14 protein-coding genes are annotated in these 15,419 nt (G+C 34.4%); all 14 read right to left on the bottom strand.

Annotated elements, in window-relative coordinates:
• Positions 1-613 (bottom strand): NAD-dependent epimerase/dehydratase family protein (locus MWU32_RS03745; protein WP_246937934.1); only part of this gene is annotated, 613 nt, incomplete at its 3' end.
• A 112-nt stretch (positions 614-725) separates the two neighbouring features.
• The gene (locus MWU32_RS03740) at positions 726-1,871 is read right to left on the bottom strand and encodes a glycosyltransferase (RefSeq protein ID WP_246937932.1); all 1,146 of its coding nucleotides are present in this window, start codon (positions 1,869-1,871) and stop codon (positions 726-728) included.
• A complete protein-coding gene (locus tag MWU32_RS03735; protein WP_246937930.1) occupies positions 1,840-3,021 on the bottom strand; it encodes a hypothetical protein in 1,182 nt (393 codons plus the stop codon). The genes MWU32_RS03740 and MWU32_RS03735 overlap by 32 nt, the downstream gene beginning before the upstream one ends.
• 121 nt (positions 3,022-3,142) lie before the next feature.
• A complete protein-coding gene (locus tag MWU32_RS03730) occupies positions 3,143-4,285 on the bottom strand; it encodes a glycosyltransferase family 4 protein (RefSeq protein WP_246937928.1) in 1,143 nt (380 codons plus the stop codon).
• 5 nt (positions 4,286-4,290) lie between these two features.
• Positions 4,291-4,923 carry an acyltransferase gene (locus MWU32_RS03725; RefSeq protein WP_246937927.1) on the bottom strand — a complete coding sequence of 211 codons (633 nt, stop codon included), beginning with the start codon at positions 4,921-4,923 and terminating at the stop codon, positions 4,291-4,293.
• On the bottom strand, positions 4,916-6,013 hold the full coding sequence (locus tag MWU32_RS03720; protein WP_246937925.1) for a DegT/DnrJ/EryC1/StrS family aminotransferase: 1,098 nt from the start codon (positions 6,011-6,013) through the stop codon (positions 4,916-4,918). Before MWU32_RS03720 ends, MWU32_RS03725 begins: the two co-directional genes overlap by 8 nt.
• A gap of 4 nt (positions 6,014-6,017) precedes the next feature.
• Positions 6,018-6,989, bottom strand: a complete 972-nt coding sequence (locus tag MWU32_RS03715) for a glycosyltransferase (protein WP_246937938.1) — start codon at positions 6,987-6,989, stop codon at positions 6,018-6,020.
• Positions 6,970-8,049, bottom strand: a complete 1,080-nt coding sequence (locus MWU32_RS03710) for a hypothetical protein (RefSeq protein WP_246937923.1) — start codon at positions 8,047-8,049, stop codon at positions 6,970-6,972. Before MWU32_RS03710 ends, MWU32_RS03715 begins: the two co-directional genes overlap by 20 nt.
• 4 nt (positions 8,050-8,053) lie before the next feature.
• On the bottom strand, positions 8,054-9,157 hold the full coding sequence (locus MWU32_RS03705; RefSeq protein WP_246937920.1) for a glycosyltransferase family 4 protein: 1,104 nt from the start codon (positions 9,155-9,157) through the stop codon (positions 8,054-8,056).
• A 216-nt stretch (positions 9,158-9,373) separates the two neighbouring features.
• Positions 9,374-10,549 carry a glycosyltransferase family 4 protein gene (locus tag MWU32_RS03700; RefSeq protein ID WP_246937918.1) on the bottom strand — a complete coding sequence of 392 codons (1,176 nt, stop codon included), beginning with the start codon at positions 10,547-10,549 and terminating at the stop codon, positions 9,374-9,376.
• On the bottom strand, positions 10,536-11,798 hold the full coding sequence (locus MWU32_RS03695) for a hypothetical protein (RefSeq protein WP_246937916.1): 1,263 nt from the start codon (positions 11,796-11,798) through the stop codon (positions 10,536-10,538). Before MWU32_RS03695 ends, MWU32_RS03700 begins: the two co-directional genes overlap by 14 nt.
• Positions 11,795-12,991: a glycosyltransferase gene (locus MWU32_RS03690; protein WP_246937914.1), complete on the bottom strand. Its 1,197-nt coding sequence runs from the start codon at positions 12,989-12,991 to the stop codon at positions 11,795-11,797. Before MWU32_RS03690 ends, MWU32_RS03695 begins: the two co-directional genes overlap by 4 nt.
• Positions 12,992-13,082: 91 nt before the next feature.
• Entirely contained in the window at positions 13,083-14,126 is a 1,044-nt protein-coding gene (locus tag MWU32_RS03685; protein ID WP_246937912.1) for a glycosyltransferase, read from the bottom strand.
• A gap of 191 nt (positions 14,127-14,317) precedes the next feature.
• On the bottom strand, positions 14,318-15,418 hold the full coding sequence (locus tag MWU32_RS03680) for a hypothetical protein (RefSeq protein WP_246937910.1): 1,101 nt from the start codon (positions 15,416-15,418) through the stop codon (positions 14,318-14,320).
• Position 15,419 lies beyond the last annotated feature (1 nt).

Genomic DNA, 15,419 nt, shown 5'->3' with positions numbered 1-15,419 from the left:
CACCAAAAATTGTGATATCTTTTCCCTGTAAGGTCTGCATGATAAAGTTTGAAACCACACGCCCATCATTGGGGTTCATATTTGGCCCGTAGGTATTAAAGATTCTGATGATCTTAATATTGACGTCGTTTTGAATATGGTAATCCATAAACAGAGTTTCAGCACAGCGTTTGCCCTCATCATAACAAGACCTCAAACCAATAGGATTAACATTTCCCCAATAGGTTTCTGGCTGCGGATGCACTGCGGGATCGCCGTACACCTCACTGGTAGATGCCTGTAAGATTTTGGCCTTGACACGTTTTGCCAAGCCCAACATATTGATGGCTCCCATAACCGAGGTCTTAATAGTTTTGATGGGATTGTATTGATAATGCACTGGCGACGCCGGGCAGGCCAAATTATAAATCTCGTCAACCTCAATCATATACGGGTTGATGACATCATGCCTTACCATCTCAAAATAATGATTGTCCATGAGGTGTTCAATGTTTTTCTTGCTCCCGGTAAAGTAGTTGTCCAAGCAGATCACTTCATTGCCTTCATTCAATAAGCGTTCACATAAATGGGAACCGACAAATCCGGCGCCTCCTGTAACAAGTATTCGTTTCATATGTATTTTATATTCTTTTTAATTGTTAAAACGGTCTACCGACAAGCAGGTGCAATCCACTATTGATCATTTTCTTATACGATAAGGCTTTTAACATGATAGGTTCATTTTTTTAATTTTGTGAACTCAAAAACAAGGCTTTATTTTGTTCTATAAGTTCAGGATTTTGAGTGAATTCATCAGCAAATTCAAGGGCTGATTTTGACCATTTAGAATATTCCAATGGAGACATTCGTGTGGCCTTATTGATCGCATTAATAATCTCCTCCTCTTTTTCGATATTGACATCCCAACCAATAGATTTGGATTCCAGGTTTTTCCAAGGAGTGTTATCTGAGATTAAAACAGGCAGGCCGCTTGATAAAGCTTCAATTATAGCATGACCAAAATTTTCTCCTTCTGAAAGTAAGATCAAGTAATCATAATCGTTCAATGCATTGGGAACGTCTTCACTTTCAAGTACTCCTTTGTACTCCACTTTTAAGTTTTTAGGAAGTTCGTTTATACTGTTTTGACACTTGATCCAATATTCTGAATCATATATGGGTCCATAAATTTCTAAAATGACCTCCGAGGTGATTGTTCTCATCGCCTCAATCATTTTTAAAGTACCCTTTTCTATTGACACTCTTGCGATATTAACAAAACGCGTAGGTCCTTCATGCTTTTGTTTAGCTTTTGTGCTACCTTGCATTTTTCGAGGAAGGTTAGGCGCTATATACATACCTTTAAAACATTTTATATGGGATTCAATTTGGATGGCCTCATCTTTATTAGTGGCATGAAAATAGACATGTTTATAAAGCTTAATTGCATTGGCCAAAATTAAAAACAGCTTCTTTTTAAATTTCTTAACTGAAAAAGCTTGAGCATTCAACATCCCCCGCGCAGAAACAATAATTTTATGCCTTTTGTCTACCAACAGAATGGGCAGGATTGAAAAAAACCAACTGTATATGCCATTGACATACAGGATGTCAAACTCAGTGTTCTTTATAAGTGTAGAGAAGTTATCTCGAGTCAAGTTTTCCTTTGAGAAATAATAAATTGACGTGTGTTCGTTAAACTGATTCCATGAATCCGACTGAATAGAGTCATAAACTTCATCTGAGCAGTAATCTGTATCTCTGGTGATGATCAAAAAATCATAATAATGATTTAAATGATCAATCATATTGGCATAGGATCGCACTGGACCTCCCGATTTTGTGCCTGGCAAAAACCAATCAATGGTAATTAGGACTCTCTGACGTTTCAATAGATCTTTGTTTATTTAATAAGTTTCTCTGAAGATATCGATACAAGAATCCTCTAACAATAAAGAATACAATAAGGCCTTTTATCAAGTGGTTCAACACCATGTAAAATTCGTTTCCAGGCCTGATGAGATAACTGAATAAAAAAGGCAACCAAATCAGGTTGAGCATATTATTACTGATATATGATTTATAAAACCAAAGTGAAATTCTGGAGAAAAACATGCCCAATAAAAAAAGTGCTACAATTGAGCCGTAAAAGCCAAAATTAATATAAACGTCTCCAATGACACCAATACTCATTGATGTAGCGGCGTTTAAACTATAGCCTGTATAATAATTAAACCGTTGATAGTCGTTCACGACACGTTTGTCTGGGTATAAAAACCGTGGTACTAATGAAGAAGCTATATCTTCCATCAATGCCGTTCCATTTTCAAAAGGCACATGTGTGGGAACATGACCTATTACCATCGACGTCTGAAAGCCCTGATTTAATCTACTAATCGTTTGTAGAACTGAGTCATTATTATCAATATCTTCACTAAATGTTTCCTGTATGGAACTAAATGTTATTAGTTCCGACAGTAAGCCTATTTTTTCTTCAAAAGATAATTCTTCCTCCCAAACCAGCTCTCTATATTCAGCCTTTATGCCTTGATAAACAGTTAAAAACAGCATACCCGTTAAAGCTACGATAATCTTTACTTTAGTAGATATTTTGTAACGAAGACTAATATACATCAGTATAAAAATAGAGAAAACAATAAACTCTATTAACAGTGCATTTAAAATTGCAGAAGCAGCAATTTCTATAAACACAATGATGACAAATAATTTATCAATCTTCTTTTCCGAAAATATCAAACTAAATACACCGGGCCATTTCAATATTATGAAAAAGGTCACAATGGATCTAAAAGAATAGGGAAGAATCAGCATTGCTAAACTGCTTATAATACCAATTGATAAAAAGATTCGCCCCAAAGCCGATGCCATTTCAGGATCAATTTGTAGAGGTTTTAATTTTAATTTAGGCCTAAACACAAATAAACCAGCGATAAAAGATAGACTTGCATACGTGGCAAATGGCAAATATTCTTCAACAGGTACAGCCATAATTCCAAGTTCTCCATATTTATAATCTAACATTGGGGCAATTCCGTACTGCAGTATATATAAGAGACCCGTTAACTCAAATAAGGGAAAGGATTTGCCCATATTCTTAACCAGCCTATAGCACAAAAATAAGAACGCAATGATAAGTATGTATTCAGTCATCAATCTTATTCAAAAATTGCTTATGTTTTTCTCTAAACCCCTCATAGGAAAAATGTTCTCGAGCGACGGCTATGGCACTTGTTGACATCTCTTCAAATTTAAATTCATCATCAATTAAACTTTTAATACATAATTGATGCTTTTCCAAATCAAAAGGATTTATACAATAGCCATTTTTCTCCATAACAATGGCCTCTTGGGAACCATCCTGATTACCTACAATAATGGGCGATCCGCAGGCCATCGCCTCCAAAGGAGTTAAAGGAATGCCTTCGCCTCTGCCAACGCCCCGGTCAGACACTAAAGAAAAAACTCGGGCCGCTCTATAAAATTTTGGTAAATCGTCCTCATGAACCATTCCAGAAAAATAGACGCGATCAGCAACTTTAAATTCATTAGCTAACTGTTTAAGGTGATCAATCATGTCACCTTTTCCGGCAAAAATCAAAACCGATTTATCATCGGTTTCGACAACTTTCGAAAACACTTCCATCAAGCGTTCATAGCCTTTGTGCGCAGCCGTGAAAGACAGGCGTCCTAAGGTCAAAATCCAAGGCGACTCTATCGGATTAGGCAGATGATAACTTTCATAAAAATTATCTTCAACATTTGATTTTGAAGGTGTGAATTTTTCCAAATCAACACAATCCCATATCACCTCAGTTGAGGCCTTTTCCCTAATCCCCTCGTCCTCAATATATTTTGCTGTAAAATGACAATCAGAAACAACATAATCCACTTTTCTAAACCCAACTTCTACTTTCGGACGTAATCCACTCCACACTTCCAACCCATAAACGTTTAGGATACTTTTTGCTTTATCAAAAAGTCTAAAACGCACTAAAATCTCGGTAAGATTGACGTGTCCTAACCAAATGATGTCCGGTTTCCAAAAATAAACAGCTTGTAAAACCTTAATAATAAACTTTAATTTGCTCAATTTTGAAGTACCCGATGCATGCCAGGAGACTTCAAACGGCTCTTCAAATCCTCCATCCTGTGGCGCCAGAAGCGAAAAAACCTTTACATTATTTGCTCCTTCTATTTCACGCAACGCATTAATTTGATATCGGTTATACCTACTGATACCACCTTTATCGAAACAGCCTGGAGAGAGATATAAAATTTTCTTCATGAAATTTACTTTTTATAAATAGAATTGGGCGTTAGAACATCAGTACTATTTAAACAACTCATAACACCAATCCATGTGCCTTCAGGAACGACAGTACCGGGCAACAGAACTGAGTTCAAACCAACAGCAGCCCTATCACCAATAACTACGTTACCAACAATCATAAATTGATCGTCCTTTTTTGCCATGGTTGAAAAAGAATATCTTTTTTGATCTTCCATAGCGTTCAGATCTCTATAGTGATGAGAAAGACTGTAAATTTTGCTTCCAGAAGCGATTGTTACATTTTCCCCAATGGAGACGCCTCCATGAGATTGTATTAAACTAAAGGGTGCAATATGAACGCCGTTTCCTAATACTAAATCCCCCCAAGGTATTATGTTTTCCCCAGTCTTATAAAACTTTCTTCCTTCAGAATTAAAAGCACCACCCAATAAAATGGTGTTTTTATCTATCCACACGTTACTACCAACACTTATAGTTTGAATGTTTTCGAAATACACCCCTTCATCTATAATGACATTTTTACCGCACGATTTAAATTTTTTCCTGTAATACATATAGCGCAGTCTTCTACCTATACCACCAGAAACTGGGCGAAGAAAAGACTCCACTAGTTTACCAAAATGATTACTCATTCAGCAATTGTTTTATAACATCACACACAAACTTCACTTGTTCTTCCTTGAGGTCATAGTAGGTTGGAAGGTTAATACCTTGTTGGTAAACTCTATCTGTTACGGGGGTATTATTAACATCTTTCAAGTATGGCATTTGCGACATCGGATAAAAAAATGGGCGTGAATCCACATCACGCTTTTTGAGCTCTATCATAAATTTCTCTCGTGTATCCCAGTTCCAGTTTTTATTTTCCAAACAGATTAACCAATAGGCATTTTCAGCCCACTCCTCTGTATTATTTAAATTAACACCATCAATCTTACCCAAGTATTTAGTGTACCAATCAAAGATTTCTTGACGTTTTTTCATAAAATCATCAATGCGTTCCAATTGTGCACAACCCAATGCTGCTTGGACATTGGTCAACCTAAAGTTAAAGCCGGCAGCCGTATGCCAATATCGCTTTTCTTTACTCATAGCATGATCCCTCAAATACTTACAACGGTTGTAAAAATCTTCATCATCCGTGGTGATCATGCCTCCTTCTCCAGTAGTCAAGTTTTTATTGCCATAAAAACTGAAGGTTGCACAATGCCCCCATGATCCTACGCGTTTCCCCTTAATTTTAGCGCCATGCGCTTCTGCAGCATCTTCAATGACCCATAAGCCATGTTTATTGGCTATTTCCAAAATAACGTCCATTTGAGCTGGGTGTCCATACAAATGGACGGGCATTATGGCTTTTGTTTTCGGAGTGATCAAAGCTTCAATACTCTTTGGGTCAATACACAAATTAAATTCGTCGATATCTGCAAAAACAGGCGTGGCATTACAATGTAATACGGCATTGGCAGTGGCAATAAACGACAGGTTGGGCATGATGACCTCATCGCCTTCTCCAATGCCGTGAGCAGTGAGTGCCAACTGAATAGCTACAGTACCATTACTCACGGAAATTGCATAACGAGATTCGCAAAAATCGGCAAACTCTGCTTCAAAACGATCTATATATTTACCTAAACTGGAGACCCAAGTGGATTTGACAGCGTCTGTAACATAGTCAATCTCTTTTTGGGTAATGGAGGGTTTTGATATGGGTATAAACATTTTTTTAAATTTTTGATAGTATATAGTTTAATCTAATTTCATAAGTGTGGTCACTATGCGCCCTTTTGACACCCGCTTCCCGAATTTTTTTCATTTCGTCTGGAAATCTTTTAGCCTTATCCAAAATCTCAAGTAATTCATCATAGCAATTGAAAATTAATACCTCATTACCTGGTTCAAAACAAGCTTCAATTGATTTTCTGCTATCCAAAATATGGAGACCGCCACAACCGGCAATTTCAAAAGCGCGACAATTAACAGAGTCAAACTCTCTCATAGGACTTGTATTTAAAACACCCAACCCACTTCCAAATATTTTAGATTTTTGCTTTTTAGTTATGAATTTTTTCGTGTGATTTTTTATAATTTCCTTGTACGCCCAATTTGGCGGCGTCGGACCATATAAACCTAATTCAACGTCGTCCTGAATTAATTTTTTTGTTATAAATTGTCTATAGTCATAAAAAGAACCAGCAATGACCAACTCATTATTAGATTGCTGATGTGTAGGCTTGTGCCAGGCAGGATTCATGGCTTCCAAAAGCTGTTCTGCGTTAATCCCTAAACTCTTCACTTTATGGGCAGCATAGGCGTCTTTTATATAAACAAAGTCCCAATATTCTGAGAGCACACCTCTTTTAGTCATATTTGCGGCAGGATCACCCCACCAAGACACCGTAATAATTCCTTTTTTCTTACATTCATATAAGACAGTTTCATCCAAGCTTTGTGTCAAGGAAATCATCAGGTCAATCTTTGTAGTATGAATGATTTCTAAAATGAACTTTTCTTGATTAGATAATTGTGGGAATAATTTACTCTGGATATCCTTGACCGCACGATAAATTTTGGAATAGGATTTACTTACAGAGATTGTTCCCATATGAATAACCTCATGACCCATTTGTTTCAAAGTAAAAGAAACATTGTCAACAAAGCTGTCGTCGAGACAATAATTAGGTATTAATATCTTCATCAAATTTTTCTAATAAAGTAGCATATACTTCTTCGCAAAAGTATGGACTTTGTTTATAATATAATCCATTCCTATTCAAAGCTTCTCGAAAATGGAATGTTTCCAAATTTGCAAAATCAACTAAAAGCATTTTTGGAAATGTTTTTTCAATAATATAATCTTGGGCAGTAATCAATTTATCCGAACACCAGACATCTAAATCTAAAGCTAAATACTCAAAGATTTTATTTGGCGCACAATATTTAACATTTAAAGAATTTGCCTTATAAAGCACGAGGCCAACATCGTATAGGCCTTTTAAACTAGGAATGTCAATATAATTAATACTTCCTTTGAACTCAACATTTTTATATGAATTCAATGTGTCAATAATTTTTTTATTTGATGTATGTGAATAAAATGTAATTTCAAATTTATTATTATTACCATATTGTGTCAATATTTCATTTAAGTACATTCCTTCAAACGAAAGTGAACCTATATATAAAAGTTTAATTGTATTGTTCCCTTTTACATTTTCCTTTGAAGCATATTTCGAGCCGTCGATCAACCATAATCGTGATGGATAATTAGGCATAACATGTAGTTTTGAAATGTCTAGGGTAGGAAAATCATTTTTAAAAAAATTAAGACGATCATTATTGGTATGTGAAATCCACCTAGCACTTTTTAAAATTGGTAGTTCATATTTTCTTCCCAAACGCTCAAATAATGATTGTTTTTTATAATCTGTAATGGAAAAATATTCGTGGTAATGGACAAAAATATTATATTCATTTAATTCAAATATTTTTTGAAATATTGCTAATGGAGAAACACTGATTGATTCAAAATATAAAATATTTTTAGGTTTGAAAATCAATAAAATAAAACACTTTAAGGTGTAGATAAAATAGTCAAAAGTGGTTAATATTTTGTTAACTATGCTAAAGTTTGAAGTTTTTAGTTTCTTAGTAGTTATTAATTTATAGTCCACATCTTGCTCGTCTAAAAATGATAGAACATTTAATAAAGGTGGGTAGAGCTCCTTTGGCCGGTAATGTAGAATTAGTAAATTCATTACATTAATGTTTGTTAATAGCTTTAATAATTCGTGCCCCAACTATAGCCCAAGTATTATTTTGTATCGCATTAGATCGAGCATTTACCCTCATAGATTGATACTTTTCGGGGTTGATTATTAATTGTTCCATCCAAAATTTCAATTCAGAGGGATCTCTTGGTTCTTTTAATAGATATCCAGTATGACCATCAAGTAAATATTCTGGAATGGCAAATCTATCTGATGCAATTGACACACATCCAAAATAGGACAGCTCATTTATGACTAATGTATTAGTATCTTTCAATGTTGGATGTATTAAGGCAAATGTATTTTCGAAAATCTTAATGAGATCTTTCTTATCTTTCTTTTTTGCTTTATTAAAAAAGCCTAGATATTCTACTCCGTCGATCTCCTTAATTTTCTCTCCAGGATCTTCTCCTACAATCCACAAATTGATGAAGTCATAAGATTTTTTTAATGCCTGAAATGCTTCAACTACAACTCTTCCTCCTTTCGGAATAAATTCTCTTGAAATAAATAAAAAATTAAATCCTTTTGTGTATTTATCTTCTTTAGGAATATCGATGAACCCTCCCACTCCAACATTTAGAAAGTTATTACCATTCAGGTTATAGGCTTTTTTTGTCTCGTTTAAAGCCCACTCTGACCTAAAAAAAACTTTTTCAGCATTATTTAACCAATTCGCTTCCTTTTTAAAAATCCTATTTAAGTCTGTTTCCTTAAACTCATTTTTATCATTATAGATTTCAACATAAGTAGCAAAGCAGGCATCATTAAAGCAATAATATGGCTTATTGGGAAGGGTGGAAATCCATTGCGTAAAACCATGAAAAAAATAGGCATCAAACTCACCTTCTATATCTTCAAACTGATTACCTACATCAGTAAGTCGTAGTTTCGAAAAATGATGATAATCTCTTTTTAAATGAAGCTTTTTACGTAGGCCTGACTTAATTTTGGACATAACATCAGGCTTAGGATTTATTAAATAATAATCCGTATCAAAGGAATCTTTAAGGTAATTATAAGTTGCAAAATTAACCCCAGAGCCACCCCCACTCGATTCTTTTAAACTTGTATTTGTAATATATGCTAATCTCATTTTGTAAACTATTTTTAAATCAAAACTAAATGATTAAGAAAAACTCCATTATGAATAAACACTTTACCGACCATAACCACAAATTTAGTAGTTGCGCACCATTTAACCCGTTTATAAAGACCGTGGACTAAACATAAAAAGATGGGATTCAGTCGCTAATAGTAAAATGTGCATACTTTACTTTTAAAAAACCTTTGATGATTTTTGATTTTTATATTACAAGGATTTAATCAAATTTTCAATAATAAAGTCATAGGAATATTTCTTTATAATTTCTCCACTGCTATTTCCCATTCTTTTTGCAACCTCTGGATTTTTAGATAGGAAATCAATTTTTGAACTTAGTTCATCAATGTCTCCCATCTCATAAACATAGCCATTCTCAGCCCTGCACAAATCCACAACAGACCCTACAGTGTTTGACAGAATTATAGGCAGATTAAAATTCATGGCTTCATTTACCACCAACCCCCAAGTTTCCAATTGACTTGGCAATACCAAAAGATCTCCCGTTAGGTAATAATCCAATAAAGCCCCTTGATTTTTAAAACCCACCATTTTAAATGTGTTGGGTGGATATGCTTCACACGCTTGTTTAACTTCATTATACAATTTACCATGACCTACAATGGTGAGATGCACTCTTTCATTAATTTTTCCAACGGCCTCAATTAAATCAAAAATTCGTTTTTCCGGATGGAGCCTTCCAATAAAAAGAACATTAAACTTATTTGGAATACCCAATTTGTTGCGTATTTCTTCTTTGTTATTTTTATGTGCCTGATAATAACTTTCAAATTTTGTATTATCTATGGCATGCGGTAGATGAAGAAGCTGTCCTTCCTTTACCCCGTAAGACTGAAAAAAAGATTTATTCTGTGTGCCTACATAACTGATTTTGGTATATAATGGAAATAGAAACATCCCATATAGAAAATGTTTTACTTTTCTCATCCAACCCACTAATCTCTTATCTCCTTCTATTGAGTTATCTCCACGAACGTACACTTTTATTTTTAACAATTTACAGCAAAAAACAGCCCAGACCATTGTAAAATAATTCCATCCATTGATTACGAGAACATCAGGCCTATCTTCTTTAAGTCTGCCATAAATACTAAAATTCATCAAGCCAAAAAAACCATTGAACATCCCCTTTTTAAATGCTTTATTTTCCAAGATCTCGTGCCTATGGCCTGCAACTAAATCCACATCCCAATTGGGGAGTTCGCCAAGCTCAGGATGGAAGCGCATTCCATCTTGAGACAAACCATAATCGGTACAATAGTAAACCTTTAAATCGACCATTTCATTTTGCGCCATTCTATCATAAAGTGGCGAATGGTATTGAATGGGATGGGATTGTAAGAATGATATTTTATATATTTCCATTCCCTAAAACTTTATTTAAACCACCAACCAATGTTTTAGCTGACGCCCTTGCGCTGTATTTTTCCAAACATTCTATCTTAACATTCCACTTAACTTCCTTTAAAAAATAGCAGCCTAATACGCTTTCAAGTTTTGCATCCAAATCTTTATCGGATTCATTTTCATCATAGATCATTAAAAACTGGTCAACATTACATTCTCTTAAAATATCAACAACCGAACTTTCTTTATGGAAAAAAGCGAATACGGGCCGTTTGCTTAAAATGGATTGAAAAATCTTGGAGGCTGTATAATGCGGTGACGGACTTCCTATGGCCAACACCCCTTGTGCCTGACCCAAATAATATAGGATATTTAAAAATGGTAATCGGTCCCTTTTTTCAATAACAACATCCGAAAGGCCATAATCATTAGCGAGCTCTTGTATGGTTTTCCCGGGGTATAATCCTGTACCAATAAAATAAAGTCGAATATTGTCATTCCATTGGTTCGTATCCCGAAACCTTTTTATAGTTGCAAAAAATTTATTGAAAAATGATACCGAATTTGGTAAAAATGCGCCAGCATAGATATATGGAACAACGTCTTTCTCATTATTCCATGGCGTTGCAATATCTAATTTTATATCATGATCATTAGGGTCAAAACCATAAGGCATTGCCACATTTATTTTCTTTGAGGCTTTATCATTTCTGTCCAAAACATCTTGATAGTAGGCTTTTGCTACCCCACTTATCAAACTTGCCTTTTTTACAGCTATGGGTTCCAAAATTCGAGCAATCCCTAAGGCTAACCGTTGCCGAATACCAGAACTTGGATAATTTTTCATGTCTCGCACCCAAGGATCAATATAATCAATTCCATAAGGAATTTTATATTTTGAATAGAGCAATCTTCCTATTAATGCTGGATAATAAGATGGCACTGGTATCCAAATAAAATCAATTTTATTATCTGCAATAATTTTTTTTGCTCCCTTATAAAGCTGCCAAAAGGACCGAATCCCAATATCACCAAATATCCTGATTTTACCTAATGGAAAAGCTTTCACACGATGGACTTCAAAATGATCTCTAAACGTCTTTTTAAAATCTAAATCGGGTGTTTCTTCAAAAAACTCTTCTTTGACCGTAAGAATTATTGGATGCCAATCAAATTCCGGCAAAAAGTTACCAATCAATCTTGGTCTATGAACACCGGCTAAATTTGCAGGATGCCAATGCGGATATATTATTAGAAGGTTTTTCATTTAACCATCTCTTTCAATATATTACTTTGGGTTTCCCAAGAAAATACCTTTGCCCGTTTCCACCGTTCTACTTTATAACTATGTTGTAATAACTCTCTATTCAATTGGCGAATTTCATCACTTAACGATGTTTCTATGATTATACCTGCTTGCTTCCCTAATTTCTTTAAAAAATGGGTTTGACCAAAGGTGTCTGTGGCTAATATGAATAGTCCCGCTTGGGCATAGGCTAAGAATTTATTGGTCAAACAAATGTCTCGATTTCCATCCACATCTCTATTTTCTAATGCTAAACCAACATCCATTTTAGATAAAAATTCATGTAACTTATCTTGGCTCATTGGAGAATGTATAACTACATTATCTGAGATCTCCATCCGTTCAATAAAATTCTGATCAGGTTTTCCTATCAAGTGAAATTTGATGTTTGAAAACTCCTTTGCAACTTCAAAAACCTCTTCCAATCCTCTTTTAGGACTAATATTCTGAGAGAACCAAACGAAGTTAATCTCTTTATTGATCGCTATTGGTTCTGGAAAATCATCGGATCTAAAAGAATTAATGATCACAGCTCTTTTTGTCTGTTGCTTAAAGTTAAAAACAGTTTCACATTTTAATTTAATACCTTCTGAAGCATAAGTTATGGCATCGGCACTATTGAAAGTGGACTGCATAATTACGATTCTGTTCTTATATTCATGTTTTTCGTTAAAATACAATGCTTCTCCTGGGTGATAATCTTCAATATCCAATTGTAACTTTATAGAAGAATTAATAGCCAATTTATAGGCTGGATAGAAAGCTCCTAAATTGTGGGCAATTACTCTTGATAGATTTACATTCTTAAATAATCGTTTTGTTTTGAACCACAATTGTGGTGCCTTATCATTATTAGCAAATGCACAAATCTGAGGGTTATTTTTAAAAAAACTATTGAATACAATTGCTATTTTATGTAGGACTCTGGATACAATGGTTTCCAGAAATATTTTTTTCCGATCTATTTCTATAAAATTGACTTCAGGGTTTCTAAGTTTGATTTCTTTAGTCAAGGCCATGCTCCAATCGTCACTCAAAAAATACATAACGTGACATTTAACATTGCTTTTCAATGTTTCAAATTCTTTCACCAACCTAGGATTTGTCGCTAAACTCCCCGTCGTAATAAATAAAATTTCAGATGTTTTATTCATTTGTTACTCGGTACTCAAAATCATCATGTCCAAAATAAAAATCATGATTTGAAAATCCGAAGATACTAAGATGAGAGACATTAACCATAGTTCAACCGTTTACTTTGGTAGAGCCATGTAGTTTTTGCTCGTATAGTCTTATATACTCTAAAGAAATCGATTCAACTGAAAATCGTTGTACAGCATCCATCCTCACAGTTTCCAAATTAATTTCATTCAATCTGTTAACAGCATCGGCCATGCCTTTTACATCTTCCACAATAAATCCGTTCACCTCAGATTTAACAACTTCTGGCACTGACCCTCTATTAAAACCGATGACAGGAACCCCACATGATAAAGCTTCTGCCATGACAATTCCAAACGGTTCTTCCCATTTAATTGGAAATAGGAAGGCCTTAGACTTCTGAAAAAACCTTAGTTTTTTATCATCATTGATAGGGCCGACATAGCTTATTAATGGGTGATCCAAAAATGGCTTGATGGACGATTCAAAATAATCTTCAAAACCACTAGAGATATTTCCAGCAATTACCAACTTTTCTTGTGTCATAAGTGCTACTTCAATAGCTTCTTTAGTGCCTTTTACATTTTCTATACGTCCTAAAAAGAATAAAATCTCTTTTTTTACCTCATTATTTGGGACAAAAAAATTGGTGTTCGTGAAATTATGAATTGCTGAACACTTATGTCTAATTGGATGAGTTTTAATCATGTGTTCACCACAGGAGGTAAATGAAAGTTTTTTGCCAGCAATTTTGCTAGCCATGACACTAGATTTTTTACTTATTTCACGTTGGTATGATTGAATTACAGGAATCTTAGCAAATAAAAAGGAAGGATATAAATAAAGCAATCGGCTAAAGCTATGAATGATATCGGGCTTAATTTCATTAACTATTTTTGTCAGATATTGTGTATTCTTCAGAACATTGATAACGCCTCTAGAATGCAACTTTGGCCATCCGAAAAGTTTTACTATATCCTTGTTTTTCGAATTTGGATGCGCAACCAAATATACTTCATGTCCTTGCTTTTGAAAGGCCGTTATTAAACCATCTACAATTCTTTCTATACCACCATAGTTGGTAGGAGGAACAGGTATTTCAGGATCTACTGTTAAAAGAATTCTCATATCATTATTATAAAGACCACTTGATTAATTAGGGTTAACTTTAGTTGGTAGAACATATTCCTTAAAAATTATTGCTAAGTGTTTTGATTATAGAAATTATTCTGAGAACTAATACTTTCCTGTCAAAGTTCATTACTCGTCATCCCAATATTGTACCGTTATAAAATAGGATTTGTCAAAGTATTCTCAATTCAACTTAAGATTTTCAAAACATTATCTTCATAACTATTTTTGTTGGCAAAGGCCTTTCTTTTCTCAAATAGCGAGATGTTGGATATATTATCCCAATCCTTCATTTGCTGATCAAAAAATTCAGGGAAGTATGAATTATCAAATGTATTCAACATTGGAAAGAGATTTTCATTATCATACATACTAATCCTCGTGGAAATTATGGGTTTTCCTGTGGATAGATATTCCATGATTTTATGGGAATTGGAACATTCGTTCTTGTCATGTTTATAATCATAGCAAACTAAAAATGCATCAATATTTTGATATGCTGCAGCCAGTTCTTCAGGTGTTACAATACCATGGAGCACACAATTTTCACTCTCACTTAAAAAATCAATAAATTCATAAGTATCTGGAGACGTGTCGACCCCTAAATTCGTATTGGCTGTTTGAAAAGCACCATAAAAATGGAACTGCAGCTCTGAATGATTTGAAACGATTTTCTTTATGACCAATTTATCCAAGATGGGACCAATAAGTAAATTACCTACATACGCAATGTGTTTTGGTTTTATAACCTCCTTATACTGGTAATCCTTTTGTGAGAAAAAAGGACTGAGACCATGATGCAACAATTTCTTCGGTGCAAAATTTGGGAAGGCTCGAAGGATCACTGGAGAAATCGATACCAGTTCATCAAAACCTTTATAAGCTTCTCGATACTTAACATTCACTTGATCTACCGGAAAAAAGATGGTACGTTTAGCCTTAAATAAAGAAAGATCTGTAAAAACGCCGTTACAATCAAATGAAATCAAGATATCCAGTTTAGGATGCTTTTTAGTCCACGATTTAATCTTTAATGGCAAAATAACATGATATAAAAATCTAAAGTGAAATCTAAATTTGTTGACGTAGTTTGAAATATTGATATTGGTCAGCACAATATTTGTGTGATCTTTACAAATTTCATCTGAGGAGCTTTTATTCTGAACATTCAAGTTAAGAAAGTACACGTTGGCACCCATTTCAGCAAGCGCCAAGGCATAATGATGTTTAGAAATTTTAGACTTTCCCCAGGGTTCAGGAGAAATAATTAAAACATTCTGATTGGACATA

The organism is Gelidibacter sp. F63206 (genome assembly GCF_023015735.1).
The sequence above is the reverse complement of the archived record's forward strand: the minus strand, read 5'-3'. Positions and strand labels throughout refer to the sequence as shown.